Genomic DNA, 24488 nt, shown 5'->3' with positions numbered 1-24488 from the left:
TTTTGGTGTTTGAAAAAGGGAGTCGCTGTAAAAGCGAAACCATAAGCCGCCGTTACCGCAGCAATGGATATGTACGCAGGCAACCAATTTCACACAGGGCTTCTTGTGACGCCCCCGCATCACCGTCGCGCACGACTCAATTAATGCGTCGTCGGCGGAACGCAGAGCGTCCCTGGTGGCATTCCCACGCAGAGCGTGGGAACGATCAGCGAGTTCACGTCAAGTCAGGTCGGCTTTAAGGCCGCCTCGCTTTGCTGTTGATCGCAAGCGCCCCGTTAACCACGCTGGCCGAACGCAGGCATTGCGCAGTGGGGAAACCGGCAGGACGCCGGTTTAGCCGCGCTGGGCCAGGGACGGCCCATCGCGGCGACCCACGGAGCAATGCCGGAGAGAGGGCATGCCGAGCCTAAGCGAGGCACCAAGTGGTGGGGCACAGCCTTTTGCTTCCTTTTTGGCGTTTGAAAAAGGGAGTCGCTGTAAAAGCGAAACCATAAGCAGCCGTTACCGCAGCAATGGATATGTACGCAGGCAACCAATTTCACACAGGGCTTCCTGTGACGCCCCGCATCACCGTTGCGCACGGCTCAATTAACGCGTCGTCAGTGGAACGCAGAGCGTCCCTGGCGGCAAAGCGAAACCATAAGCCGCCGTTACCGCAGCAATGGATATGCACTCCGACAACCAATTTCACACAGGGCTTCCTGTGACGCCCCGCATCACCGTCGCGCACGGCTCAATTAACGCGTCGTCAGTGGAACGCAGAGCGTCCCTGGTGGCATTCCCACGCAGAGCGTGGGAACGATCAGCGAGTTCACGTCAAGTCAGGTCGGCTTTAAGGCCGCCTCGCTTTGCTGTTGATCGCAAGCGCCCCGTTAACCACGATGGCCGAACGCAGGCATTGCGCAGTGGGGAAACCGGCAGGACGCCGGTTTAGCCGCGCTGGGCCAGGGACGGCCCATCGCGGCGACCCCCGGAGCAATGCCGGAGTGAGGGCATGCCGAGCCCTAGCGAGGCACCGAGTGGTGGGGCAAAGCCTTTTGCTTCCTTTTTGGCGTTTGAAAAAGGGAGTCGCTGTAAAAGCGAAACCATAGGTCGCCGTTACCGCAGCAATGGATATGTACGCAGGCAACCAATTTCACACAGGGCTTCCTGTGACGCTTCGCATCACCGTTGCGCACGACTCAATTAATGCGTCGTCAGCGGAACGCGGAGCGTCCCTGGCGGCATTCCCACGCAGAGCGTGGGAACGATCAACCATAAGCCGCCGTTACCGCAGCAATGGATATGCACTCCGACAACCAATTTCACACAGGGCTTCCTGTGACGCCCCGCATCACCGTCGCGCACGGCTCAATTAACGCGTCGTCAGTGGAACGCAGAGCGTCCCTGGCGGCATTCCTTTGCTGCGCGTGGGAACGATCAAACCCAATCTGTCGCATCGACCGGTTGAATTCACAATCAGGAGCGGCCCTTCGTGACATGCAAAAATCGGCCTTGGCAGTTGGTCGCAGGTGCTAACTGAATAAAATACGACCCAGGCAACGCGAGAGTCACTGGGTCTGGTTCGTCGGATAGAGACCGGCAAGCCGCGCTATCACCACGCCAACGTAGAAGACCCCTGAAAATTCCTCGACCATCACCAGTGAGCGGGCGTGGTTGGTCAACGGGAGCACATCACCGAAACCTGTGGTCGTGAGCGTCGTGAGGCTGAAATAGATCAGTTTGAAAAAAGTGCCGGGCTGTTCGAAGTCGAGGTGGGCAGGGCCGAATGAGCCAGCGCTGGAGATCTCGACCAGGGCATAGACGAAGGACCAGACGAAGGCCAGCATGATGTAACCCGCCAGCGCGCCATGCAGCTTGTCGGCTGTAATGGGTCCGCGCTTGAGGATATAGCGAAGCACTCCGGTGAACGAGACGGCAAGAGACGCCGCATACACTATCCCGGCAACGAAAAGAATCGCGATACTTCCGGCCCACAACGCGGACCATTGAAGACCAACCCCAAGCAACGCCAGGCCCAGTTTGAGGATGAACCCCCGCCGCGTCTGCCTGGTGGCGAAAGCGCCCACGAGCAGCACGATTGAAAACAGAGTGCCGAGCAAGGTGCGAGCAACTATACCGTCCTCAAGAAAGGGAAACAGGAGGATCAATCCTAGTAGGAGCAGCAATAGATAGGTACAGGGTCCTCGCCCTATCACCATCTGACCTAAATCCTCGTCGGATTCGCCTTTATCTTGCGGATTCGTCATAGATGTTTCCCATAGACCGAAGCAACGCTTGGGGCCTGTCGCTGCACGGTGGAAATCTGACCTGGCGTTAGAAGCGTCGAAAGTGAAATTCTAGTCGCGAATGCCTGTGAGTGGAGTCAGCCTGACAGCTATGGGTTGATGCCTGCGGCTCGACAGGACTCGCCATTCAATCCCCGGCAATCTTGTCATTTGCCAAGGCTTAGGGCAGGGTCGATACCAATGACATCTCTGCCAAAGGAGTCACTTCATGTCAAAGCTATATCCCAGTATCGATCCTGAGGGGCTGGTCGAGTACTCAGTGGTCTACACCGACCGCTCGCTCAACCACATGTCGCAGTCGTTTCAAGGCGTGATGAAGAACATTTCCAAGACCCTGAAACAGGTCTACAACGCCCAGGCTGTTGCGGTGGTCCCGGGCAGCGGCACATTCGGCATGGAGGCGGTGGCGCGACAGTTTGCCACCGACCAGCAGTGCCTGGTGATACGCAATGGCTGGTTCAGTTATCGCTGGAGCCAGATCCTTGAGATGGGCAACATCCCGGCAGCCACCACGGTGCTCAAAGCCCGACCGGTCGAGACGGGTCGCCAGGCTGCCTACGCCCCACCCCCTCTGGACGAAGTGCTGGCAGCCATTGCGGCGCAAAAGCCGCAGATTGTCTTCGCCCCCCACGTTGAAACCTCATCCGGGATTATCCTGCCCGACGAGTACCTGCGGGCCGTCGGCGACGCCGTGCACGCGGTGGGTGGCCTATTCGTGCTGGACTGCATCGCCTCTGGCACGCTTTGGGTCGATATGCACAAATGCGCCGTCGACCTGCTGATCAGCGCACCGCAGAAAGGCTGGAGCGCGTCCCCTTGCTGCGCCCTGGTGATGTTCAGTTCCCTGGCCTTCGAGCGCATCGAGCAAACGCAAAGCAGCAGCTTCGCCTGCGACCTGAAAAAGTGGCTGCAGATCATGCAGGCCTACGAACAGGGTGGACATGCCTACCATGCAACCATGCCCTGCGACTCCCTGGCGCGATTCAACGAAGTGATGAAAGAGACGCAAGCCTACGGTTTCGACAAGGTCCGCGACGAACAACAGGCGCTGGGCGATCGGGTGCGCGCCATGCTGACCGGCAAAGGCATCAAGAGCGTGGCCGCCGCCGGCTTCCAGGCCCCTGGCGTCGTGGTGAGCTACACCGATGATGCCGACATCAAGAGCGGCAGGAAATTTGCCAACCACGGCCTGCAGATCGCCGCCGGAGTGCCGTTGCAATGCGACGAGCCGGCCGACTTCCAGACCTTCCGCATCGGTCTATTCGGACTCGAAAAGCTGAACAATATCGAGCGCACGGTCAACATCCTCGAGCAAGCACTGGACGAAGTGATCGTTAACTAAGCCCTCAACTTGCCTGCAGCATTGACCGATTTTGTGAATGCCAGGCAGTCATCCTGCCCTGGGCCCTGCCGGCCCAGGGCGCTGATTTTCGCCCCATATGACGCTGTGACCCTGGGCAAAAATCGGCGAAAAGCAGTCGTTGAACATCTTGAGTCACTCGACTCTAAAAACCATTACCCTGGCTCCGAACCCTCAGCAGTGCTGGTAAGCCTTAATATTCACTCTTCTGAGTTACACACAACTACTTACCCGTTTGAGCTGCGCAAGTGCATGCCCCCAGGAGAGTTGGTTAATCCGATTGCTACTAAGCCTTAGTACTTATCGTGATTAGCTTCGGTGGAAAGTTCCGATACAACAGCAATACTTCACTCTGCTGAAAAAAACCCAGTCTAGCGTGGGGTAATAAGTCATGAATGCAGGTGACAGCGACGCGAAGGATTCTCGACTTTCGTTATTCACGCGATGCCTTCGCCAGCCATTACTGCACTTTTTAATCGCCGGCTTTGCACTCTTTATGCTGTTCGCAGGGTTACATCGCTCCACCGTCAACCAAGACCCCCAACGCATTGAAATTACCCCGGACGTTGTTCAGCGCATCGCAATCTCGTGGTTGGCACGATGGCAGCGCCCCGCATCGGAGCAACAGTTGCAGGGCCTGATTGATCAATATGTGAAAGAGGAAATCCTCTATCGCGAAGCATTGAAACTTGGCCTGGATAAAGACGACACCATCATTCGCCGTAGATTGGCGCAAAAAATGGATTTCCTCGCCGAGGATGTAGCGTCGATTCGTGAACCGGCACCCGGCGAACTTGAGACTTGGTACAACCAACATCAGGTCCAATATGCCCCGCCGCCATTGGCCACCTTTCATCATTTGTTTTTCGGCTTGGACCAACGCGGCGCAGATGCGCAGACCCAGGCTCAGGCCGCGTTAAGCAGGCTGACTGACAAGAACAGTGGAGAAGGCGATGCGTTCATGTTTAAAAACGCCTACACCGAACAATCCCAGGATCAGGTGGCGCGAGTATTTGGTTCAAAGTTCGCCAATTCATTGTTCAAGCAAACGCCGGGGCGTTGGGTGGGGCCTCTAGAGTCGGGTTTTGGCTGGCATCTGGTATGGATAGATGCGCTGGCCAGACCACCGGCATTGCCCTTCGAAACCGTAGCCCAGCAGGTCACGTCCGATTGGTTGTCCGAACAACGCAGCGAATCGAAACGAGCAAGTTTCGATGCGCTGAAAGCGCGCTATGAGGTCGTGGTGACGATGCCGGCTTCCACGGGTGCGATTGTCGCCACACAAACGGAGCGGCCGTGATGAGGCGCATAGCCTGGCTGCTGTTGCTGCTCTGGTTCACGGGGCTGACGGCCATGGCCCATGAGTCGCGCCCCGCTTACCTGGAACTCAACGAAACGGCCGTCGGGCGCTACGACGTACTGTGGCGTACGCCGGTGCTTTCAGGCATGCGATTGCCCATTGCGCTCCGGTTTGCCGAAGGTATGCGCACCGTCGTTGAACCCATGGAAAGCGAACTGAACGATTCACTGATCGAGCGCCGGGTCATTGATGCCGGCCCTGCAGAACTGGCAGGGCAACGTATTGAATTCATCGGCCTGCAAGCGAGCATCACGGATGTGCTGGTGCGTGTCTCGCGCCTGGACGGCAGCCTGACGACCACCCTCGTCCATCCCTCACAACCCTGGATAGAGATCGCTGCCACGCCGGGAGCGCACTCGGTGGCCGGAGCGTTTTTGGTCCACGGCATCCAACACATACTGGGCGGTTTCGATCACTTGCTGTTCGTCTTCGGCCTTCTACTGTTGGTGAGTAACGGCTGGATGCTCGTGAAAACCATCACCGCGTTTACCCTCGCCCACTCCATCACCCTGGCGCTCGCAGCATTGGGTGCGGTGCGGCTTCCCGGCCCGCCTGTGGAAGCGACCATTGCGCTGAGCATTCTGTTGCTGGCAATGGAAATCGCCCGCAAGAACCGTGGTGAAGTCAGTTTCACCGTTCAATGGCCATGGGTCGTGGCGTTCTGTTTTGGCCTGTTGCATGGCTTCGGTTTCGCCGGTGCGCTGGCGGATATCGGCTTGCCGAAGCACGACCTGCCGCTGGCGCTGTTCACCTTCAACGTCGGCGTCGAGATCGGTCAACTGGTGTTCGTCGCCGTGGTATTGAGCCTTCGCGCACTGTTGTTGCGTTGTCGACTGCCAGCGCCCGCACGGCTGTATGCCCGACCGATAGCCTCTTATGGGCTGGGTACGCTGGCTGCCTTTTGGTTTTTTGAACGAGTCTCAAGCTTCTGGTCCTGAGTTGCCCCCTGCCACTGTCGTATACCGGAGACGTGGAATATGACCCTCCCAACACACTTCACCGCGCAGTCACTGTTTGGTTGCGCCGTACTTGCCGTCAGCACGCTGTCATTGGCAGAGGGCAACCCGGATCGCGAGGTTTACTTTGGCCAGACGCACTCGCACAGTTCCTGGTCGATCGATGCCTACCTGATCGGCAACCATCAGGTCGATCCCGAACAAGCCTACCAATTCTCACTTGGGATGCCGGTCAAGCATCCGATGGGGTTTGAAGTGCAGCTCAAGGGCCGACCGCTGGATTTCCATGGGGTGACCGATCATTCGGAATATGTGGGCGTGATCGCCCTGGCCAACGATCCGAAATCAGACTTCAGCAAACTGCCCATCGCGCAAAAGCTGATTGTCAAAACCCCGGAAGATTTCAACCGGGTGTTCAAATGGATCGCCGGCAGCTTGAGCCATCCGATCAAGGAGCTGATTGATCCGAAGGTGGCGGGCAACATCTGGCAGCAGAACATCGCCATCGCTGACAAGTACAACAAGCCCGGCCAATTCACCACGTTTGTCGCGTATGAATGGACCTCGGCCCCCAACAATCAAAATATGCACCGTAATGTGTTTTTCCGCGACTCGAAGAAGGTGCCGGACCTGCCCTTTACGGCGCTGGACTCGGATAAGCCGGAGGACTTATGGACCTGGATGGACGATCAACGCAAAAAGGGCAACGAGGTACTGGCGATCTCCCACAATGCCAACCTCAGTAACGGCCTGATGTTTCCGGTGGACGTCGATGAGCGTGGTCGCCCCATTGATGCCGCCTGGGCGCAGACGCGGATGCGCAATGAATCCCTCACCGAAATCCACCAGGTAAAAGGTACCTCCGAAACCCACCCCGAGCTGTCGCCGACCGACGAATTCGCCAATTATGAAATCATGAGTTTCCTGCTTGGCATGGACAACAGCACATCGAAAATCAATGGCAGTTACATCCGGCAAGCCTGGCAAAACGGCATGGCCTTAGAGGAAGCCCGCGGCTACAACCCCTATAAAATGGGGGTGGTCGGGGCCAGCGACTCGCACAACGGGGTGATCCCCTATTCGCAGGACAACAACTTCGGCTCCCACGGTTTCACCGACAGCACCCCGCAAGCGCGTATTTCCGGCAAACAGAACTCGGGGATGGTGGCCTTGCAGACCAGCACGTCCGGTTTAGCCGGCGTGTGGGCTGAAGAAAACACCCGTGAATCGATCTTCGATGCCATGAAGCGTAAAGAAGTCTACGGCACCAGCGGCGTGCGCATCCCGGTGCGCCTGTTTGGTGGCTGGGGCTTCGACAGCAGTTTGTGGAACGAAAAAGACTGGGTGCATGCCGCTTACGCCAAGGGCGTTCCCATGGGCGGCGACTTGCCGGCAAAACCGGGCAAACAAGCACCCTCCTTCGTGGTGTGGGCGGTCAAGGATGCCGACGATGGCAACCTCGACCGAATCCAGATCATCAAGGGCTGGACCAAAAACGGCCAGACCTTCGAGAAGATCCATGACGTCGCTTGGTCAGGTGATCGCCAACCGGACCAGGCTACCGGCAAGATCCCGCCGGTGGGCTCCACGGTCGATGTGTCCAAGGCGACTTACACCAACACCATTGGTGCCACCGAGCTGAAGAAAGTCTGGGTCGATCCGGATTTCGATCCGACCCAGCACGCGTTCTACTACGCCCGCGTGCTACAGATCCCGACCCCACGCTGGAGCACCTATGACGCGGCCAAGTTACAAGTGCCGCCGCCGGCCGACGTCTCGGCCACTGTCCAGGAACGCGCGTGGACCTCGCCGATCTGGTACACGCCGACGACTGAGGACAGCAAGGCTATCGCCGGTGGAAAAACCATCGACCAGCTGAAGACCGAAGGTGCCAAGGCACTCACCAACGAGCAGTTGCAAGCCTACGTGGTGGGCAAGACCATCAAGGTGCGCAACACGGTCACTGGCCAGACGTTCGAGATCGTCTATGGCACCGACGGCCAACGCCTGATCACCAGCGTCGATGGTAAGCCGCCAGCGGAAGGGGAATACCTGAACATGCTGCATGACGGCCAGTTTGGCGTGCCGGCCAAGTATGAAATCAAGGACGGGCATCTGGTGACAACACTTGACGGCACACCCTTCGAGGCCACGGTATTCGAGCAAAACGGCAAATATATGGCGGCTCGCAGCAACGAGTTCGGTTATGTGAATTATGAGGTCGATGAGGTCAAGTAGCGGCCGAGGCCCGCACCGATGCTTTGTGTTGAACAGATCGACCCATTGCTTCTTCAGATTGTCTTAAGGCTGGGCAGGCAGGTTACTGGCTCTTTCGAAGCATCCATCTGTCGAGGCCACCATGACACGCCACTCAACGCCACAGCACTACGGACAACTGTCGATCACCCTGCACTGGCTAATGCTGCTGTTGTTTGTCGGTGTATACGCTTGTATCGAAATCAAGGGGTTGATGCCACGCGGTGGCCATTTGAGGAGTTTTTTTCTGGGGCTGCATGGATTGTTCGGCCTGAGCATCTTCGCCCTCGTCTGGGTTCGTCTGCTCGCACGCCGTCTTGCGCCGCGCCCGCCTATCGCACCGGCTTTGCCCGCCTGGCAAACCGGCATGTCACACTTGATGCATACGATGCTGTACATACTGATGATCGCCACACCCCTATTGGCTTGGCTGCTGCTATCGGCAGAAGGCAAACCGATGCCCTATTTCGGTTTTTTCCTGCCCTCGCCGATAGAAGTTGATCCGTCATTGGCCAAGCAGTTCAAGCACTGGCACGAACTGCTTGGGAGCACCGGTTATTGGTTGATCGGACTGCACGCGGCGACCGGGTTGATTCATCATTACTGGGTGGGTGACAACACGTTGATCCGCATCCTGCCCAGACGTTGATTCAGCGCCAATCCAGATAGCGAAACAGCTCCTCTTCCTGATCAAAATGCATTCGCACAAGCGTATCCAGCCGAATCAACTGGTGCTGAATCTCATCTGCCGATGCCGTTTCGGGGGCGGCACAGAAGTCACGGCTCATGCGCGCCAGCAGATGGATCAGGCGAAAGATCTCCCGGTGTGCGTGGCTCATGGCTGACATGGGATCCTCGCCTGGCATGCTTTGCGTCAGTTGCGGATACAGTGTGTTTTCGTCTTCACGTTCATGGCGTGCCAGGGTTGTTTGCAGCTTGTTGACCAGCGCCTGCAAATCCGACTGTGCTTGTGCCAATGGACGCCGGGCAAAATCAATGGCCAGTTGATGCAGGTCGCTGAGTACTGAAGACAATGCCTTGTGCTCGTCCTGCAGGTGATCGATCTGTTGCGCTGCCAGCCTTTGTTGGCGCACTCCGCGCAGTGGCCCCAATGCACGCAAGGCGTTGATGATGATCGCCACATCAATGCCCTCTTGCACAACGGCACCGATAAGCGGCGGCAGATAACCCAGGGCCGCCACCACCATGGCCAGCAACGACATGCCCATGCCGACCAGCACACCCTGGCGGGCGATGTGGCGGGTTTGGCGGGCAATGTCCAATGCCTCCACCAGACGATCGAGACGGTCTACCAGCAGCACCACACCCGCGGCTTGTGCAGAAGCCGTGGCACCACTGGCCCCCATGGCCACGCCGACGTTGGCCGCCGCCAACGCGGGGGCATCATTGATGCCATCGCCGACCATCAAGGTGCTGGCGCGCAAACACCCTTCCTGCACCGCTCGCACTTTGTCCTCGGGAATCAGCCCTGCTCGCAGCTCGTCAATCCCGGCGGACAGCGCAACCATTTCGGCGGTTTCCAGGCGATCGCCAGTGAGCATGACGATCCTCTCTATGCCCCTGGCGCGCAGGCGGCGCAGGGTTTGCGGCGTTTCTCGACGCACGTTGTCCGAAAACACCAGCAGGCCGGCAAGTTCTCCATCCACGTCAATAAAGCTTCCACTGCACGCCAGGTAATCCATATGGCGCAACATGGCTGCACCCCAATCGGATGCAGGTGCGTCGGCATGAGCAAAAGACAACGTGCCGAAACGCACCCGCCTGCCATCGACCACCCCGCAAAGGCCGGCGCCCGGACTCTCATCCACCTGTCGGGGGATGCTCAGAGGCAATTGACGCTGGTGCGCGGCGTCGACAATGGCCTGGCAGATGGGGTGCGTCGAGGCCTGCGCCAGCGAAGCGGCCAGGCCAAGCAAACCCAGGGGGTCGGCAAGTCCATTGACCTCGATTGATTGCAGACGGGCATGGCCGCTGGTCAGTGTTCCGGTCTTGTCGAGAAACACCTGTTTGACACCGGCCAACGCCTCCAGGGTCGCGCCGTCCTTGATCAGTATTCCGCGCCGCGCCGCCCTCGAAATACCTGACATGATCGAAATCGGTACCGCCAGTATCAACGGGCACGGCGTGGCCACCACCAATACCGCCAGCGCTCGCAAGGGATCGCCACTCAGTTGCCAGGCCGCTGCGGCAATCAGCAAGGTCAACGGGATGAAGAACAACGCATAACGGTCGGCCAAGCGCACGAATGGCGCGCGTGAACGTCGCGCCTCCTCGGCCAGCCGAACGATCCCGGCATAGGTGCTCTGTGCGGCCGTTCGCGTGGCGCTCAGCAGGAGGGGTGCACCGACATTGGAAACACCACTGTGCAGTTGCTCGCCTTCTCGACGAGTGACGGGCAACGATTCGCCGCTGAGTGCCGATTCATCCAGTTCGGCGGTGGGGCTCAGCAGGCGCCCGTCGACCGGTACCACCTCCCCCAGGCGCACCAGCAATGTTTGATTGGGCTGGATCTGTTCTACAGGGATCTCGCGCAACCCGCCCGCCTCCTGCAACCAGGCAAAACGTGGCGCCCGGTCGATGAGGGCACGAAGCTCACGTTCGGCGCGTTGGCTGGTAAAAAACTCCAGGGTACGTCCGCTTGCGAGCATCAAGGCAATCACCGCTGCCACCAGTGTCTGCGCAAAGGCCAGGGCGGCGGTGATCGACAGCAACGCGATCATGTCTACACCGGCCTCGCGCCGGGCCAGACGCCTGACGATCTCGACCAACAGTACCAAGGCCATCACCACGCTTCCTGCGGCCCAGCACATCGACGCCCAATCCGGTCTTTGCCAAAGGTGTGCAACACCCCCCGCCAACAGCGTCAGGGCGCTGAGCAGGAGCAGCGCGGGATCCAGCCATTTACTGAACATGGAGGTGATTTCCTCGAAGGGCAATTCACGTTGTCGAAGCAAAAACGCCCGTGGCCCATTGAGGTAAAGCTTAGGTCTCGATTGTCTATCGTGTCCGTTTTGGTTGATGGGCAGAGGCCTTGGCCAGTGACGAGGTGACAGCGGTATCGGAGCAAACCGTTTTTGCCCTCTTTCTGATTTATATCAAGCGAGTTTTGGGCATTCCCATGGACATTAGAGTCAGCGTTCGCACCATCGCATGGGGTGAATGACGCTGGCTTTGCAAGGTCAGCGCCGGGTTGTTTTTTTCAGGGCGGACGGGTGTACGGACTGTTTTGAGCCTGCCCTTTAACCAAGAGGAGTCGTGAAAAATGAGCAATTCCGTGAAAAAAATGCCGATCCAGACCGAAGACAAATCAAGCCAGCATCCAGCGACCTCAGACTTTTGGCGGCCCCTGGAAAAACTGCGGCAACAGGTCGATCACCTGTTCGACGAGTTCAATCGCGGTTCTGGGCTATCGCCCTTCAGCCGTGGGTTGTTTGATGTCGAGCCCTTCTGGCGGCGCGAACTGAGCGGCCATGGCCTGCCTGCCGTGGACATCACCGAGAAAGACAAGAGCTTCGAAATCACTGCCGAACTCCCCGGCATGGATCAAAAGAACATCGAGCTCAAACTGTCCAACGGCAACCTGATCATCAAGGGGGAAAAGAAAGAGGACAAGGAGGAGAAAAGTAAGGGCTATCATCTTAGCGAACGTCACTATGGTTCCTTCGAGCGCACGTTCAGCCTGCCCAAAGGGGTCGATGCCGAGAAGATCGAAGCGAGTTTCAGCAAAGGCGTGCTGAGCATCTCGTTGCCGAAAAAGCCCGAAGCCATGAAGGCGGACAAGGTCGTGCCGATCAAGGCCGATTGACCGCGTAGCTGCCCCCCTGCCGGGAAACCGGCCGGGGGGTTTGTTCTTCGGTCGCTTGACCACGACCCTTGTACGCCAGTGCATCAGGATTGGCGTAAGCTGAGCGTGAATACACCTTCATCCGGCGGTTGCCTCCGAGGTCACGGTACATGCGCTTTCTTTTCGAAGTTTCAGGTAAGGCGCATTTCCTATCCCGCCTCCAAGGAGCCGCTGCATGCTGACCCTGCCCCCGCTTCTTTTTGCCCTCAAAGGCACTGAAATCTACGCCGGCCGCGTCGCTCAACGGCTTGGTTGCCAACTGGCACGCCACGAAGAGCGTGACTACGAAGACGGCGAACATAAATGCCGCCCACTGGATCCGGTTGGCGGTCGTGACGTCGTGGTGTTCCATTCCTTGTATGGGGATGGCCAACAGAGCGCAAACGATAAGCTGTGTCGCTTGCTGTTCTTCTGCGGTGCGCTCAAGGATGCCGACGCTCGTCATGTGCAAGTGGTGACGCCCTACTTGTGCTACGGGCGCAAGGATCGCCGCAACCAGCCTCAGGACCCGACCATAACGCGTTATGTAGCCGCCCTTATTGAAGCCAGTGGCGTGGATCGCCTGATCGCCCTGGACGTGCACAATCCGGCAGCGTTTGACAACGCCTTCCGCATTCCAACCAGGAACCTGCAGTGCACCGAATTGTTCGCCGGGCATTTCGCCGGGCTGGTCGGCGACGCCGAAGTGGTTGCGGTTTCCCCCGACTCAGGGGGTAGCAAGCGCGCCGAGCAGTTTCGTCAAGCCCTGGAACGGCAACTGGGGCGTCCGGTTGGCAGTGCCCTGATGGAAAAGCACCGCGATCACGCCACGCTGACGGGCACTCTGTTGATCGGTGAAGTCTCAGGCAAGACAGCCATTGTTTTCGACGACCTGATCAGCACGGGTGAAACGCTGACGCATGCCGGCCTCGCCTGCCAAACGGCGGGTGCCGCCCGACTGTTCGCAGCCGCTACCCATGGTTTGTTTACCGCAGGCAGTCGGCTGTTCGACCGGCCTCTTTTTGAACACATTGCGATCGCTGACTCCGTGCCGCCGTTTCGCCTGCCGCCTGACTGTGCCACGCGTCACCTGCAGATACTCGACAGCACGGCCCTGACCGCCGCCTTGCTGGCGGAAAATGCTGCTTTTGATCCTGCCTGAGCATTTGCCCGCCCCACCAGGCGAGCGGAACCCCGAGACGACTTCAAACCGCCAGTACGCTGCAGGGCACTTGATACAGGATATGTTCGGTCGTACTGCCCAGAGGGTGCTCCAGGCCTTGGTACTGGGCTCTGCCCATCACAATCACATCCACATGATTCTGGCTGGCGAATTCACTGAGTGCCGTGACGGGGTGACCCAAGACGAAATGCCGGCGGTCGGCGGGCACACCGTATTGCCTGGCGAATGCAAGAAACGACTTTTCCAACGCTTTGCGCACCCCTTTACTCAACGCTGACAACTTCAAGCTGTCGCTCAACTCTTCCAGGTAGTCTTCTGACATTTCATGGGCATAGAGCAGGTGCAATTCGGCATCACACTGGATGGCCAGGCTGGAGGCCTGTTGAATGATGCGGCCATTGAGTTCGCTGTGCCCGGATTCGCCAGCCGACACGTCCACTGCCGCCACCACCTTGCGGGGCAAGGCGTGACCGGCCCCGCCTACCAGATAAACCGGTACTGGACACTGGTGCAGCAGGCGCCAGTCCAGCGAGTTGAAGAGCGCGCGTTTGAGCACGGATTCATGTTGGATTTCCTTGATCAACAGGTCGGGCTGTAATTCTGCGACGTAATCCAGAATGCCTTGCTTCATTTCATCAGCCCAGGCCACCTCGCAGGTCACGTCGATTCCTTTGCCGCGCAGTATTTTTTCCTGATCCTTCAGCCAATCGCGATGGTCCTGCAGGTAACGTTCCCGGGCCTTTTCCCGGTCGCTATCTTCGAGCAGCGACAACAATTTCAACGATGGAACCAGGGCCGCGATATGCAACCTTGCGCCACTGGCCCGGGCCAATGCCGCAGCATGGGTGATGGCCGGAGAATGACCCAAGGCAAGGTGGATGATGAGTAACAACCGTCGATACTGGCTCATGATTCGACTCCGGGTGTGAGGTCGACGCTATCGCGATACTCCGGCACCGACACCGACCACCCAAGTTCCAGGCTGATACGGCGGCGCAGCGCATCCGATGCGTTTGGCTCGCCATGCACCACAAATGTGTGCTTGGGCGGGCGCTTGAAGCCACGCAACCACTGCATGATTTCATCGGCGTCAGCATGCGCCGACAGCGTTTGCATCGGCACCACCTCAGCGTTTATCGGCACCTCCTTGCCATGGATACGCACCGTTCGAGAGCCCGCTACAATTTGTGCCCCCCGAGTGCCACCGGCCTGAAAGCCCGGCATCAACAGCGTGTTAAGCGGATTGGGAGCCAGCGCCTTGAGGTGGTGGACAACGCGCCCGCCGGTCGCCATGCCGCTGGCGGCGATAATGACCGCCGGGGTGCGTTGCTGATCAAGCGCTCTCGAATCCTCGACCGTGCGGACGAATTGCGCCACATGGCACATACCCTCGCAGTCCTCCAGGGATAATCTGTGCTCGCTGCGAAACCGCTGATACAGGCCCGTGACGTCGGTGGCCATCGGGCTGTTCAGGTAGATGGGAATATCAGGAATCGCACGTTGGCGTTTCAATTGATAAAGGTGGTACATCAGCAATTGGGCGCGTCCCACCGCGAAGGATGGCACCAGCGTAATACCCCGGCGCAACGCGGTACGGTTGATGACCTCAGCCAATTGCTGTTGCGGCGATTCGTCTGGATGTCTACGGTCGCCGTAAGTCGACTCCACCAGCAGGTAATCCGCCCGTTCGACGGTTTGCGCAGCGAACATCAAAGGATCGTCAGGTCTGCCCAAATCCCCTGAAAACACCAAGGTCTGGCCATCGGCAATCACTTCCACCGTCGCGGCCCCCAGAATGTGCCCGGCGCCCCGCAGCTCAATGGTCATGTCAGGGACAATCTGGACACTGTGGTTCAGCTCCACCGGCCGTAACAACTTCAGTGCATGCTCAGCATCTTGCTCGGTGTAAAGCGCCAATGCCGGGCTGTGCTTTGAAAAGCCATGCCGGTTGGCGAACTCAGCCTCTTCTTCCTGCAACCGACCACTGTCCAGCAGCAGGATTTTCACCAGCTCACAGGTCGCTGGCGTGGCATAGACCGGGCCGCGATAACCATTGCGCACCAGTACGGGCAGATAGCCGCTGTGGTCAAGATGGGCATGGGTCAACACAATGGCGTCGAGGTCGTTGACCGGAAGCTGGAACGGGTCGCGGTTGTGTAATCGCAGTTGCTTGTAGCCCTGGAACAGACCGCAATCGATCAACACATGTTGGTTACGATGTTCCAGCAAGTACTTGCTGCCCGTGACCGTGCCCGCGGCACCCAGAAATGTGATTCGCATGGCCGTTTCCTTGCGCTTGCAGGGGAGCGCTATTGATCGCGCCTTTTGCACCCAGGCAAGTTGATTTTTATCAACTGTGAGCGACAGTGCCCCTTTCAGTCCGGTGGGGGTGATGGCTTGACGATCATCAAACTGCACGGGGCCCTGTTCAATACACGCTCAGCAGTACTGCCAATGAACGGGTCTTTGCCGTAGTGATAAACGGTGCCCAACACCACCACGTCGAATGCATTCTGTTGCGCGAAAAGCACGATGACCTTGTGGGGGATACCGGTCAGCGAGTGTCGGCACGTTTCTTTTATGCAATAGCGCTCAGCAAGCGCTTCGAAGGCTTCTTGCTGCGCATCTTCGATCGCGTCCCTCAAACTGTCATCAAGACTGTCTATCGGCACACTCAATGGTGCATCGCTTATTACAGACCAATGGCTGACGTTGAGTACGTGCAGCGCGGCACCACAGCTTGCCGCTAAGGTAGACGCCACATCGAGTATTCGGTCATTGAGGCCCTGCGTCAGCTCTTCCAGATGGGACAGATCGATCGCTGCGAGGATTTTCAACGGCTTGGGGTGCGCGGCACTGGTCACCAGGTGCAAGTGCGCAGGACATGCGCGCAGCAAGTGCCAGTCCAAAGGTCGATGAAAGGCCCGGTCGAGTGCCGGCACGTAATGAGTATCCTTGATCACCAGATCCGGATGAAAGTCATTCACGTACTCAAGCACGTGCGTCAGGCTCGATCTGGCCCAGACTACTTCGGTGGTCACCTGCATGCCGATGCATCGTTTGAAGCGGGCTTGCTGCTCCAGCCACTGCCGATGCACTTGCAGATACCCTTCCCGCGCTTGGGCCATCGCATCATGGTCGAGCAGACCCGCCACCGCCAGTGCCGGGACATAATCGAACGCGACAATATGCAAAAAGGCACCGGTCGCACAGGCCAGTGCATACGCACGCTCAAACGCCGGGGTAAGGGTCATTTCGCCGGGGGCTATCAACAGAATGCGTTTGAGTTTGAGCATCACGTGCCTCTCCCTGAAACGTTTACTGCAAATGCAGTGACCCAAGTATCGGGCGGTACACATTGGGAGCACTGATTTTTGTCAAACAAATCGCTGGCCGTACGCCCTTCCCGTGCTCATGGAGAGATTGTTGATTTACCTCAACGATTTTCCTGCGCCCAGGCGTAGAAAAAGACTGACCGGCCATCATCGTTCGTCCCTGGTCGATGCCACGACGCAGAGCCACGTCCATGAAAAAGAATCACCAATGGAACCTGTCTTACTTCGCGATAGCGTTTGTCGTGCTGACCCTGGTTCAAATTGTGTTTTTCGAACGCAATGTCGTGCAAAGCATTCCGTACAGTCAGTTTGTGCAATTGCTCAGCGAGCAGAAGGTCAGCGATCTACGGGTCGAGAAAGATCAGATCAGCGGCAAACTGCAAGAGCCTATCAACGGGCATAACCAGTTTTCCACGGTGCGGGTGGATCCGGCGTTAGCGGCGGAACTGGGTCGTTCGGGCGTCGGATTCACCGGGGTCAACGAAAACACGTTGCTCAATGGCCTGCTGGGCTTGCTGCTGCCTTTTGTCCTGATCATGGTGATCTGGCATTTCCTGTTTCGCGGGCTGGCGGAAAAGCAAGGTGTCGGAGGATTGATGAGCATCGGCAAGTCCCGGGCCAAGGTATTTGTGCAGCGCGAGACCGGCGTGACCTTTGCCGATGTGGCCGGTATCGATGAGGCCAAGGCCGAACTGGTGGAAATCGTCTCTTTCCTCAAGGACAAAGCCAAATACTCACGCCTGGGGGCGCATATCCCCAAAGGCACTTTGTTGGTCGGCCCTCCGGGAACCGGCAAGACCCTGGTGGCCAAAGCCATCGCCGGTGAAGCCGGCGTGCCTTTTTTCTCGATATCGGGGTCCGAGTTTGTCGAAATGTTCGTGGGCGTAGGCGCCGCCCGAGTGCATGACCTGTTCGAACAGGCGCGCCAGGCGGCACCTTGCATCATCTTCATCGACGAACTGGATGCACTGGGCAAAATGCGCGGCGTCGGTGCGTTTGGTGGCAATGACGAAAAAGAGCAGACCCTTAATCAATTACTGTCAGAACTGGACGGGTTCGACCCCCGTGAGGGCGTCGTGCTGCTGGCCGCGACTAACCGGCCAGAGATTCTCGACCCGGCGCTGCTGCGGGCCGGACGGATCGATCGGCAGGTGCTGATCGATCGCCCCGATCGAAAAGGCCGCCAGGCAATCCTCAAGGTCCATCTGCAAAAAATCACTGTGGAACCCGCGATCAATGCCGAACAGATTGCCGACCTCACCACCGGCTTTACCGGTGCCGACCTGGCCAATCTGGTCAACGAGGCCGCCATCGTCGCCACCCGTCGTGGAGCGCAAGCGGTCGGTCTCGACGACTTTACGGCCGCCGTGGAACGCATCGTTGCCGGGATTGAACGCAAGAGCAGTGTGCTGCGCCCCGAGGAACGCCAGGTGGTGGCGTATCATGAGATGGGGCATGCCCTGGCTGCCAGCAGTCTTCCGGCCATGGATCCGGTGCACAAAGTGTCTATCGTGCCTCGCGCGATTGGCTCGCTGGGTTATACCCTACAGCGTCCAACCGAAGATCACTTCCTGATCAGTTGCCAGATGCTCAAGGACCGGATCGTTGTCCTGATGGCCGGGCGCGCTGCCGAATACCTCGCTTATGGCCAGATTTCCACTGGAGCTGCCGATGACCTGGCCCACGCAACAGATATCGCCCGGCAATTGATCACCCGGTTTGGCATGAGCGCCGAGCTCGGACAGTCCGTGCTGGAGCGACAAAACACCACGTACCTGGGTGAACGCATGCCGGCGCAGGGTGATAAAGACTATTCGGAACAGACAGCCAGGGAAGTCGACCTGGGTATTCGCGCCCTGCTCGATGAAGCCTATGGACGAGCCAAGGCGTTGCTCGAAAGTCGTCGAGCCGATCTGGACGCCGGTGCCCATCTGTTGCTTGAAAAGGAAACCTTGTCGCCTGAAGACTTTCCAGCGCTCATACCTGTACAGCGTCCTCCCGATTCATCTTAAATACCCCGTAAAAATGGAGTCTTGCCATGCTGGCAGTCACGCTGATCAATACGCTGGTGGTCATCATCGTTGTAGTGATCCATTACGAATGTCTGTTGCGCTTGAACGATTGGCTGCCTCGGCTCAAGCTGTGGAGCCGCTTCAGAATTGTCGTCGGGGTATTTGGTGCCCTGCTGGCCCATGCGGTAGAGGTCTGGTGCTTCGCGCTGGTTTATTACCTGATGGTGCACTCCGGCCAATGGGGCGGCCTGACGGGCAACTTCGACGGTACGCTGATGGACTGCGTTTACTTTTCCTTCACGACCTACACGACGATCGGCTTCGGCGATATTTCACCGGTGGGCAACCTCAAGTATTTGACCGGCTTGCAGGCCCTGACCGGGTTGGTGCTGATCACGTGGACCGCATCCTTTCTGTTTCTTGAAATGCAGAAGTATTGGAAGCGCAAGTAATGGTTTTGTCGCCGACCTCCAGTCAGTTGGTTACTCTCGGTGTCCATTGCCAGTTGAGGATTTCGGGCATGTCCTGTCCATGCTCAATGAGGTAGAGCTTGTGTTTTTCCAGGATCGACCAATAGCGTGAGCGCGCGTCTTGCAACTGATCGTGCAACCGGGGCACCCGCTCGATGACGTCCAGCGCCAGCCGAAAACGATCCAGGTTGTTGAGCACTGCCATGTCGAACGGCGTCGTGGTCGCGCCCTCCTCAATGAAGCCCCGCACATGAAAATTCTCATGATTGGTGCGCTTGTAAATCAACCGGTGAATCAGCGCGGGATAGCCATGGAAGGCGAAGATGACCGGTTTGTCGACGGTAAACAGTTCGTTGAATGCCGTGTCCGGTAAACCATGGGGATGCTGGAAGGAAGGCTGAAGCACCATCAAGTCGACGACATTGATCACCCTCACCCGCAAATCCGGTACGTACTCGCGCAACAAAGTCACTGCGGCCAGGGTTTCCAGGGTTGGCACGTCGCCGGCGCAGGCCATCACGACGTCCGGGTCGTCGTCCTCGTGGCAGGCCCAGTCCCATCGGCCGATACCCGCCTGGCAATGGCGCAGGGCAGCGTCGATTTCCAGCCACTGCCATTCCGGTTGTTTACCGGCGACGATGACGTTGATGTAGTCGCGGCTTCTGAGACAGTGGTCAGCCACCGAGAGCAGGCAATTGGCGTCGGGCGGCAGGTAGATGCGCACCACGTCCGATTTTTTGTTCGCCACCAGATCGATGAAGCCCGGGTCCTGGTGGGAGAACCCATTATGGTCCTGGCGCCAGACATGGGAGGTCAGCAGAAAATTCAGCGAGGCGATCGGTTTACGCCATGGCACCTCGGCGGCGGTTTTCAACCATTTGGCATGCTGGTTGACCATCGAATCGACGATGTGGATAAAGGCCTCGTAACAGGACAGCAATCCATGGCGTCCCGTCAGCAGATACCCTTCAAGCCAACCCTCGCACACTTGTTCACTGAGAATTTCCATCACACGACCATCGGCCGCCAGATTGAGGTCCTCAAGCTCCAGCGGGTCCATCCACGCCTTGGCGCTGACGTCATAGACCGCATCGAGTCGGTTCGAGGCGGTTTCATCCGGGCCAAACAACCGAAAGTTGCTGGCGCCCAGGTTGTTTTTCATGACGTCGCGCAGGTAGGTGCCCATGACCCGTGTCGCTTCGGCCCGCAGGGTGCCGGGGGCGTCAAACTTCACCGCATAGTCGGTAAAACGCGGCAGGTTCAAGGGTCGCAACAACAGGCCGCCATTGGCATGGGGATTGGCGCTCATGCGCTGCTGTCCGGTGGGCGCCAGGGCGGCCAGTTCGGGGAGCAAGGTGCCGTTGACATCGAACAATTCATCAGGCCGGTAACTGTTGAGCCATTCCTCCAGCTGGCGCAGGTGCAGCGCCTGGCGGAAATCGGCCAGCGGGACCTGATGTGCCCGCCAAGTCCCCTCGACCCGGTGAGCGTCGACAAACTTCGGCCCGGTCCAGCCCTTGGGCGTGCGCAGTACCAGCATCGGCCAGAGTTGGCGCTCCGATGGCTCATCCTGCGGATGCTGGCGCGCAACGCGCTGAATCTCGGCAATCTTGAGCGTAATCGTGTCCAGTGTCCTGGCCAGCGCCTGATGCACCGCCATGGGGTCATCGCCTTCGACAAAATAGGGATCGTAGCCATAGCCATACATCAGCGCCGACAGCTCGTCCTCGCTGATTCTGGAGAGCACCGTGGGGTTGGCGATTTTGTAGCCGTTCAGATGCAGGATTGGCAGCACCGCGCCGTCACGCGCGGGGTTGAGGAACTTGTTGGAGTGCCAACTGGCCGCCAGCGTCCCCGTTTCGGCCTCGCCATCACCGATCACGCAAGCGACGATCAAGTCGGGGTTATCGAACGCCGCACCGTAGGCATGGGCCAGGCTATATCCCAGTTCGCCGCCCTCATGAATCGACCCTGGTATTTGCGCCGATACATGGCTGGAAATGCCGTACGGCCAGGAAAACTGCCGAAACAGACGGACCAGGCCATTACTGTTGCGCTCTACCGAGGGATAGCACTCGGTAAAAGTGCCTTCCAGATAAGTCTGCGCCACCACCGCCGGCCCGCCATGGCCGGGACCGGCGATGAATAAGATGTTCAGGTCGTGCTGCTTGATCAACCGGTTGAGGTGCGTGTAGATCAGGTTCAAGCCCGGCGTCGTGCCCCAATGGCCCAATAACCGTGGCTTGATGTGCGCCAGGGCCAGCGGCTCCTTCAGCAACGGGTTGTCCTTGAGATAAATCTGCCCGACCGCCAGGTAATTGGACGCTCGCCAATAGGCATCCAGCCCTTCCAGTTGCTCGGTACTCAGAAAGTCGCTCATCGCAATTCTCCAGCCGTATCCCGTACACCGATCAATAGGTTGATTCTGTGGGTCTGCAAGCGTTGAAACTTGATTTACCTCAAGTTTCAACGAAGCTCTAATACTTATCTGTAACAAAGCCGGATCAGGATCCATTCGTCTGATCACTCAGTTTCAGGCGTCTTTTTTAAACGTCAAACAGCAATAAACACTATGCTCAATAAGCTGATATGGAGGGCTTCCACGTGACTGAAACTCGATCGTATCGCGATCAACATCTCAAAACGGCGTGCTCCAGTTGCAGCGTGTTGGAACTGTGTCTGCCGTTAGGCTTGACCGGTGTGGAAATCGAGCGCCTGGACACGCTGATCATTCAACGGCTCAAGGTCAAGAAAGGCTCGGCACTCTACCGCGCAGGCGATCCATTGCGTTCGCTGTATGCCGTACGACTGGGTTCATTCAAGACCAGCGTGCTTTCCATCGACGGTCGCGAGCAGGTCACCGGGTTTCAGATTCCAGGTGAAATGCTCGGCCTGGACGCCATCAGCACAGATCAGCATACCTGCGATGCGGTTGCCCTGGAGGACAGCGAGGTCTGCCCCATCCATTTTGCCCACCTGGAAAAACTTGCCCGAGAGTTGCCTTCATTGCAGCACAACCTGAACAAAATCCTCAGCCGGGAAATCGTGCGTGATCACGACATGATGATGATGCTGGGCAACATGAACTCGGACGAACGGTTGGCCGCTTTTTTGCTGAATATGTCGCAACGCTTGAATTCCCGTGGTTATTCGTCGCGCAATTTCGTGCTGAAAATGCGCCGGGAGGAAATCGGTTCTTATCTGGGCCTGCGCCTTGAAACCGTTTGTCGGGGCATCGCTCACCTGCGTGACCAAGGTTTGGTGGAAATAACCGGCCGCGACGTCAACATTCAGAACATGGATGGACTCAAGCAACTGATAGTGGGCTGTCATCGTCACCTGAGTTGAAACCTGCCGCCTGGAGTGTGTTCATGCGTGCCATGGTCCTGCATCGCCCCGGCCAGTCACTGCAATTGCAAGAGCGCCCCATTCCCACGCCCGACTCACAGCAGCTGCTGATCAAGGTCCTGGCGTGCGGCGTGTGCCGCACCGATCTGCACCTGGTGGATGGCGAATTGCCCCAAGCGCGGCTGCCACGCGTGCCGGGGCATGAAATTGTCGGCGAAGTCACGGCCGTCGGTGCCGACGTCGCTGCCGAGTGGATTGGCCGGCGGGTAGGCGTGCCCTGGCTGGGCTGGACCTGCGGGCACTGCGTATTCTGCCGTTCGGGACGAGAAAACCTCTGCGATAAGGCCCGGTTCACCGGCTGCCATCTGGACGGAGGGTATGCCGAGTACACCGTAGCCGACGCACGCTTTTGCTTCCCGATCCCTGAGGCACTTTCCGACACCCAGGCCGCACCGCTGCTGTGCGCCGGGCTGATTGGCTTTCGGGCCCTGCAAATGGCCCGAGGCGCCCACCATCTGGGCCTCTATGGTTTTGGCGCGGCGGCACACCTGGCCATTCAGATCGCCCGTGGACGTAAACAGAAGGTGTACGCCTTCACCCGTCCAGACGACAGCGAAGGCCAGGCTTATGCCCGGTCGCTGGGTGCCGAATGGGCCGGGCCCTCGGATCAGCCTCCGCCGCATCTGCTCGATGCCAGCCTGATTTTCGCCCCGGTTGGTGCCTTGGTGCCACTGGCACTGGCGGTCACCGTCAAGGGAGGCTGCGTGATTTGCGCCGGCATCCATATGAGTGACATTCCCGCCTTTCCCTATCGGCTGTTGTGGGGCGAGCGCAGCGTTCGATCGGTCGCCAACCTGACCCGTGAAGATGGCACAGCGTTTTTCGAGGCACTGCAGCACACGCCCGTTCACTCTGACGTCACCTGTTTTGCCCTGGACGATGCCAATCAAGCGCTGGAACGGTTGCGGAGCGGGCAGTTCAACGGCGCAATCGTACTCATACCCTGACGCGCTGCCTGACCGCCAGGATGCTCCCTGGCACCGAGTACAGCGCCCGCTCGGTATTGCTGCCGATCAGCCGGTCGATCCCAACCCGATGCACAGTGCCCATCACCACCACGTCAGCCAAATACTCCTCGACGAACTCACTGATCACCGGCACAGGCAACCCCATGACGAAATGGCGTCGTTCCGGCGGCACGCCGTAGCGCTCCGCCAATGTCACGAACGCCTGGTGCAAGGACTGACGCAGCTCCTCGATAACGTCCACGCCCCACCCTCCCCCGGCCAGTGGCGCATCGCTGTTGAAGAGGGGTGACAGGTCATAGGCGTACAGCAGGTGTAACGGCGCGTCGCATTGCAAGGCCAGGGCATTGGCGGTCTGGATGATGGTGTCATTCAAGCCGCTGATTTGAGTCGCTGGATCGAAGGGGTCCACGGCTGCCACGATTCGATGCGGCAAGCTGTAGCGGACATGGTTGACCAAGTGCACGGGGACCGGGCACTCACGCAACAGGTGGCAATCGAGTGGCGTGATGAATACTCGCTTGAGCACCGGTTCAAGGCTGACATCCTTGATCAGCAGGTCGGGCTTCAGATCCTCGACCGTTTTCAGTATGTCCAGCAACGGATGGGTGGTGAAGACGGCTTTGACTGTCACATCCAGCCCCATATCGTTGAGCCGATCGAGCTCTTCGGCCTCCCAGCGGCGGTAGCGACGCATATAGCGTTGATGCTCTGTGTCGTCGACTTTCTCGGCCCACAAATGAACCACTGGCACCGGTTCGGCAAACACCCGTACATCCAGGACTGCGCCGGCGGCCTTGGCCAGCGCGACGGCACGCTGTTCGGCGGGAGAGCGTTGCAGGTTTTGATCGACGATCAGCAGCAACCGTTGATATTGACTCATCACACACCTCCATTCGATCCCGGTCATCACTCGCCGGCATGCTTCAACACTGCGCCCTGATCCCTCTCGCGTGCTTGATGTAAATCAACCCGCACGCACTGACGCGCCTGACGCCTGTCTCTGATCCAGATCAAATTCCAACCTGGACAGCAGGGTAAAAAGAACTCG

At 58.4% G+C, this 24488-nt stretch carries 18 protein-coding genes; 11 read left to right on the top strand and 7 right to left on the bottom strand.

Going from position 1 to position 24488, the window contains the following annotated elements:
• Positions 1-1550: 1550 nt before the first annotated feature.
• Complete coding sequence (locus HGP31_RS09920) at positions 1551-2249, bottom strand: two pore domain potassium channel family protein (protein ID WP_168757582.1); 699 nt, start codon at positions 2247-2249, stop codon at positions 1551-1553.
• Positions 2250-2496: 247 nt separating this feature from the next.
• Here HGP31_RS09920 and HGP31_RS09915 point away from each other — a divergent pair, with 247 nt between their 5' ends.
• The 5 genes from HGP31_RS09915 to HGP31_RS09895 all read left to right on the top strand — a co-directional run bounded on the left by HGP31_RS09915 (position 2497) and on the right by HGP31_RS09895 (position 8869).
• On the top strand, positions 2497-3630 hold the full coding sequence (locus tag HGP31_RS09915; RefSeq protein WP_168757581.1) for an aminotransferase class V-fold PLP-dependent enzyme: 1134 nt from the start codon (positions 2497-2499) through the stop codon (positions 3628-3630).
• A gap of 409 nt (positions 3631-4039) precedes the next feature.
• Complete coding sequence (locus HGP31_RS09910; RefSeq protein ID WP_168757580.1) at positions 4040-4948, top strand: peptidyl-prolyl cis-trans isomerase; 909 nt, start codon at positions 4040-4042, stop codon at positions 4946-4948.
• Positions 4948-5946: a HupE/UreJ family protein gene (locus tag HGP31_RS09905; protein ID WP_168757579.1), complete on the top strand. Its 999-nt coding sequence runs from the start codon at positions 4948-4950 to the stop codon at positions 5944-5946. Before HGP31_RS09910 ends, HGP31_RS09905 begins: the two co-directional genes overlap by 1 nt.
• Positions 5947-5985: 39 nt before the next feature.
• The gene (locus tag HGP31_RS09900) at positions 5986-8202 is read left to right on the top strand and encodes a DUF3604 domain-containing protein (protein ID WP_020800301.1); all 2217 of its coding nucleotides are present in this window, start codon (positions 5986-5988) and stop codon (positions 8200-8202) included.
• 121 nt (positions 8203-8323) lie between these two features.
• On the top strand, positions 8324-8869 hold the full coding sequence (locus HGP31_RS09895) for a cytochrome b (RefSeq protein ID WP_020800302.1): 546 nt from the start codon (positions 8324-8326) through the stop codon (positions 8867-8869).
• Position 8870: 1 nt separating this feature from the next.
• Here HGP31_RS09895 and HGP31_RS09890 read toward each other — a convergent pair whose 3' ends face one another.
• Positions 8871-11153: a heavy metal translocating P-type ATPase gene (locus HGP31_RS09890; protein ID WP_033040251.1), complete on the bottom strand. Its 2283-nt coding sequence runs from the start codon at positions 11151-11153 to the stop codon at positions 8871-8873.
• Between the two features lie 350 nt (positions 11154-11503).
• Between HGP31_RS09890 and HGP31_RS09885 the strand changes: the two genes are divergently transcribed.
• Both HGP31_RS09885 and HGP31_RS09880 read left to right on the top strand, forming a co-directional pair.
• Positions 11504-12046, top strand: coding sequence for an Hsp20/alpha crystallin family protein (locus tag HGP31_RS09885; RefSeq protein ID WP_020800305.1), 543 nt, complete (start codon positions 11504-11506; stop codon positions 12044-12046).
• A 214-nt stretch (positions 12047-12260) separates the two neighbouring features.
• Positions 12261-13226, top strand: a complete 966-nt coding sequence (locus tag HGP31_RS09880; protein WP_110754568.1) for a ribose-phosphate diphosphokinase — start codon at positions 12261-12263, stop codon at positions 13224-13226.
• Between the two features lie 43 nt (positions 13227-13269).
• Here HGP31_RS09880 and HGP31_RS09875 read toward each other — a convergent pair whose 3' ends face one another.
• The 3 genes from HGP31_RS09875 to HGP31_RS09865 all read right to left on the bottom strand — a co-directional run bounded on the left by HGP31_RS09875 (position 13270) and on the right by HGP31_RS09865 (position 16543).
• Entirely contained in the window at positions 13270-14157 is an 888-nt protein-coding gene (locus tag HGP31_RS09875; RefSeq protein ID WP_168757578.1) for a universal stress protein, read from the bottom strand.
• The gene (locus tag HGP31_RS09870; RefSeq protein ID WP_168757577.1) at positions 14154-15527 is read right to left on the bottom strand and encodes an MBL fold metallo-hydrolase RNA specificity domain-containing protein; all 1374 of its coding nucleotides are present in this window, start codon (positions 15525-15527) and stop codon (positions 14154-14156) included. Before HGP31_RS09870 ends, HGP31_RS09875 begins: the two co-directional genes overlap by 4 nt.
• A gap of 95 nt (positions 15528-15622) precedes the next feature.
• A complete protein-coding gene (locus HGP31_RS09865) occupies positions 15623-16543 on the bottom strand; it encodes a universal stress protein (RefSeq protein WP_168757576.1) in 921 nt (306 codons plus the stop codon).
• 230 nt (positions 16544-16773) lie between these two features.
• Between HGP31_RS09865 and ftsH the strand changes: the two genes are divergently transcribed.
• Together ftsH and HGP31_RS09855 are read left to right on the top strand one after the other, a co-directional pair.
• A complete protein-coding gene (gene ftsH, locus HGP31_RS09860; protein WP_168757575.1) occupies positions 16774-18594 on the top strand; it encodes an ATP-dependent zinc metalloprotease FtsH in 1821 nt (606 codons plus the stop codon).
• A gap of 26 nt (positions 18595-18620) precedes the next feature.
• Complete coding sequence (locus HGP31_RS09855) at positions 18621-19046, top strand: potassium channel family protein (RefSeq protein ID WP_020800311.1); 426 nt, start codon at positions 18621-18623, stop codon at positions 19044-19046.
• Between the two features lie 22 nt (positions 19047-19068).
• On the opposite strand, the gene HGP31_RS09850 is transcribed toward HGP31_RS09855, so the two are convergent.
• Positions 19069-21444, bottom strand: a complete 2376-nt coding sequence (locus HGP31_RS09850; protein ID WP_168757574.1) for a phosphoketolase family protein — start codon at positions 21442-21444, stop codon at positions 19069-19071.
• Between the two features lie 224 nt (positions 21445-21668).
• Here HGP31_RS09850 and fnr point away from each other — a divergent pair, with 224 nt between their 5' ends.
• Positions 21669-22412 carry a fumarate/nitrate reduction transcriptional regulator Fnr gene (fnr, locus tag HGP31_RS09845; protein ID WP_168757573.1) on the top strand — a complete coding sequence of 248 codons (744 nt, stop codon included), beginning with the start codon at positions 21669-21671 and terminating at the stop codon, positions 22410-22412.
• Between the two features lie 23 nt (positions 22413-22435).
• A complete protein-coding gene (locus tag HGP31_RS09840; RefSeq protein WP_033044944.1) occupies positions 22436-23419 on the top strand; it encodes a zinc-dependent alcohol dehydrogenase family protein in 984 nt (327 codons plus the stop codon).
• Here the strand turns inward: HGP31_RS09840 and HGP31_RS09835 are convergent.
• Positions 23409-24320, bottom strand: a complete 912-nt coding sequence (locus HGP31_RS09835) for a universal stress protein (protein WP_020800315.1) — start codon at positions 24318-24320, stop codon at positions 23409-23411. The two genes, HGP31_RS09840 and HGP31_RS09835, sit on opposite strands and share 11 nt — an antisense overlap.
• Positions 24321-24488 lie beyond the last annotated feature (168 nt).

It is taken from the genome of Pseudomonas umsongensis (assembly GCF_012647205.1).
GTDB classification, from domain to species: Bacteria; Pseudomonadota; Gammaproteobacteria; order Pseudomonadales; family Pseudomonadaceae; genus Aquipseudomonas; species Aquipseudomonas umsongensis.
This window is presented reverse-complemented; position numbering and strand designations above follow the sequence as displayed.